This window comes from Acidithiobacillus concretivorus, assembly GCF_018853445.1.
In the GTDB taxonomy this organism is placed as follows: domain Bacteria; phylum Pseudomonadota; class Gammaproteobacteria; order Acidithiobacillales; family Acidithiobacillaceae; genus Acidithiobacillus; species Acidithiobacillus concretivorus.
In genome coordinates, this window is record NZ_JABELD010000040.1 from 1 (window position 1) to 3411 (window position 3411).

Below are 3411 nucleotides of genomic sequence, written 5' to 3' on the forward strand. Positions count from 1 at the left end.
GGGGGGGCGCCCTTTAATGTGGCGCGTCATTTGCACGGCTTGGGAGTGCCCGCAATTTTTATCAGTCAGGTGGGCGATGACATCAATGGCAGGAATATCCTGGATCACATGCGGCAATGGCAGATGCCCTTGTCAGGGGTGGCGGTCAGTAAGACGTTGCCGACCGGGCGTGTGGAAGTGCTACCTGACCCGATAGAGGGTCATCGCTTCGAAATTCTACCCCATCAGGCCTATGACTACATTCCATTCCCCGAAAAAGTACCTGAACCTGTTTCCTGGCTTTATCATGGCTCTCTGGCCTCGCGGGAAAACGCTACATCCCGGCAAACCTTGCTGGAACTTGTGGCCACCAGTAACAGGCGATTTCTGGATATCAATTTACGGGCGCCCTGGTGGACGCCGGACACGCTTGCCCCGTTACTGACCGGTTCATCTATACTGAAATGTAACGCAGATGAATTAGAAACTTTACTGGCCGTTTATTCGCTGCGATCCGAGCCTGCATTATGCGACAAGATGCGGGTTTTCGCTGACCATTTTTCATTGGAGTCTGTGTTGCTGACTTGTGGACCGGAAGGCTCTGCCTACTGGGATCATGACGACTTTTATGAAGCGGTTGCTGAACCGGTAAATAATCTGGTGAATACGGTAGGAGCGGGTGATGCATTTGCCGCCGCCTGGTTATGGAGTTTGCTGCAGGGTGAAAGCCCGGAATTACGCCTTCGCCGGGGTGGGGAATTGGCGGCTGCAGTTTGCGCTTTGCAAGGTGCGACTCCGGATTCCCTGGATTTTTATGAATCGTTTCGGAGTCGCTGGACATCCGGCGAATAAATTTTCTGAACGGATGTTAAAGCGCCAGCCCGAAATAACAGCTTACTCGGCGTTTGAGAAACTCAAAGAGGAGAAAAGCCTTTGGCCGAGAATGAACCTTGTTTCACTAAACCCAGATACCATGGCGTCAGTCCGGCTCTGGATGACGCCTATCGACTGATTGAGGCTGCTGGCATTTTCTATGAAGGACAACTGGTGGGTACGGCGGCCAGCGTCGACCCCAAGGCTCCTGCAGAAAATTATGCGGATTGCTTCGTACGGGACTTTTTCCCCGTTGGATTGATTCTGCTGCTGGAAAATCGGGCTGACGTTGTCCGCTCTTTCCTGCATCTGATTATGCAGCTTAGAGGACAACAGGAAGAGCTTGAAGGCCAGCAGATTGCTCCCGGGGTTATGCCGGCCTCGTTTCGCGTGCAGCATAATGACCGTGGAGAAGAGGAGGTACTGGCAGACTTTGGTGATCGGGCCATTGGCCGCGTAGCCCCGGTGGACTCAATGATGTGGTGGTCCATGCTCCTGCATGCCTATGTGCAGTATACAGGGGACCTGGATTTTGCCCACAGCCCCGAAATCCAGCGCATGTTGCGGATGATTCTGAGTCTGTGTTTGCAGAGTCGTTTTGAGGTCTTTCCGACCCTGCTGGTTCCTGATGCCTCCTTCATGATTGATCGACGTATGGGCGTCAATGGTCATCCCATCGAAATCCAGGCGCTGTTCAATGCTACCCTGCGTTGTGCTTCCCTCTTACTTCCGGAGCAGGGCAGTCAATGGTTGGTGGATTTGGCACAGCGCCGCAGAAACGTATTGCGTTCTTATGTACAGCAGTATTACTGGCTGGATATGGACGTGCTGAACCAGATTTATCGCTTTGAAACGGAAATGCTCGGAGTCGATATTGAAAATCTTTTCAATATCCACCCGGAATCCATTCCGCTTTGGGTTCAGGACTGGCTTCCCGACGGTGCCGGCTTCTTCGTCGGAAATCTGGGGCCGGGGCGCATGGATTTTCGTTTTTTTGCCCAGGGAAACCTTTTGATGTTGGCTACGGGCATGGCGTCGGCTACTCAGGCACGGGCGCTGACCAACTTGATAGAGCAGCGCTGGAATGATTTGCTGGGACGGGTCCCCATGAAACTCGTTTATCCCGCTGTTGAGGGGGATGAATGGCGGCTGATCACGGGGTCTGACCCAAAAAATATCCCCTGGTCCTACCACAATGGTGGTAATTGGCCGGTCATGATCTGGCCCTTGGTGGCAGCAACCATAAAGGCCGGACGCATGGATTTGGCGGAACGGGCCTGGCAAATGGTTGAGCCACGCCTGCTTGCCGACCGTTGGCCGGAATATTATGACGGACGACTGGGACGTCTGGTAGGCCGTCGGGCCAATATTGGACAAGTGTGGAGCGCCGCAGGACTACTGCTTGCCCGCTATTTCCTGGATGAGCCGAGTCTTCTGGAGCGGCTGGGATTCGATGAAAAACTGGACGAAGATGTGGAGAGTGCAGAGGAATAAGTAAATGGAAGATCGCCCGAAAAGTAAGCCGGAATCAGCCCAGCTCCATCTGGTACTAATCAGCCTTCATGGACTGATTCGCGGCCAGAATCTGGAACTGGGCCGCGATGCGGATACGGGTGGTCAGATTCTCTATGTCGTCGAACTGTTGCGCGCACTTGCCGCGCATCCTCGGGTCGGAAGGGTCGATCTGCTCACCCGGAGGATTCAGGATACGCACGTCGCTGATGATTACGCCCGAGCAGACGAGACCCTGCCTGACTTGCCCAAGGCGCATATTATGCGTTTTCCGGCCGGACCTGACGAATACTTGCCCAAAGAAGCCTTGTGGCCCCATCTGGATGGCTTTAGTGATCACGCCATGGAGTATCTGCGCCAGCAATCTCCCAGTCTTATTCATTCTCACTACGCCGACGCGGGCTATGTGGGCATGCGCCTGGCCTTACAACTCGGTGTGCCTCTGGTGCATACCGGACATTCCCTCGGGCGCAGCAAGCGCCAGAGCCTTTTGGCCTCTGGAGAGTCTGAGCGCAGCCTGGAAGAAAAATACCGGTTGTCCCAGCGTATCCGCATTGAGGAAGAAATTCTGGCGGCTGCCTCCCTGATCATCACCAGCACCCAGGACGAGATCGACAGACAATACGGGATGTACAATTGGGCTAATCCTGAGCGGATGCGGGTGATTCCGCCAGGGGTTAATCTTTCCCGCTTCGAACCCGGCCCTCAACCCCCGCCGCCCATTAGCACAGAATTGCATCGGTTTTTAAGAGAACCACAAAAGCCACCTATTCTTGCCCTGTCCCGCCCCGACGAACGCAAAAATATTGCCGGTTTGATACATGCTTACGGTCAAAATCCGGATTTGCAGGCGCAGGCCAATCTGGTGATTGTGGCCGGAACACGCGAAGACATTCGTGACATGGCTGCCGGTCCACGGCGGGTATTGACGGAAATTTTGTTATTGATTGATCGTTATGATCTTTACGGAAGAGTCGCCTATCCTCGCAGCCATCACCCTGATGACGTCCCTGATCTTTATCGCTGGGCGGCAGGCCTGGGGGGGGG

General features: G+C 54.4%; 3 protein-coding genes. All 3 read left to right on the forward strand.

From position 1 onward, the window contains the following. The coding region (locus HJG40_RS06125; protein ID WP_215863371.1) for a PfkB family carbohydrate kinase at window positions 1-831 on the forward strand (831 nt) is incomplete at its 5' end. Window positions 832-912: 81 nt separating this feature from the next. Beyond that, window positions 913-2346, forward strand: coding sequence for a glycoside hydrolase 100 family protein (locus HJG40_RS06130; RefSeq protein ID WP_215863372.1), 1434 nt, complete (start codon window positions 913-915; stop codon window positions 2344-2346). Between the two features lie 4 nt (window positions 2347-2350). After that, window positions 2351-3411: glycosyltransferase (locus HJG40_RS06135; RefSeq protein ID WP_215863373.1), on the forward strand; the 1061-nt coding region annotated here is incomplete at its 3' end.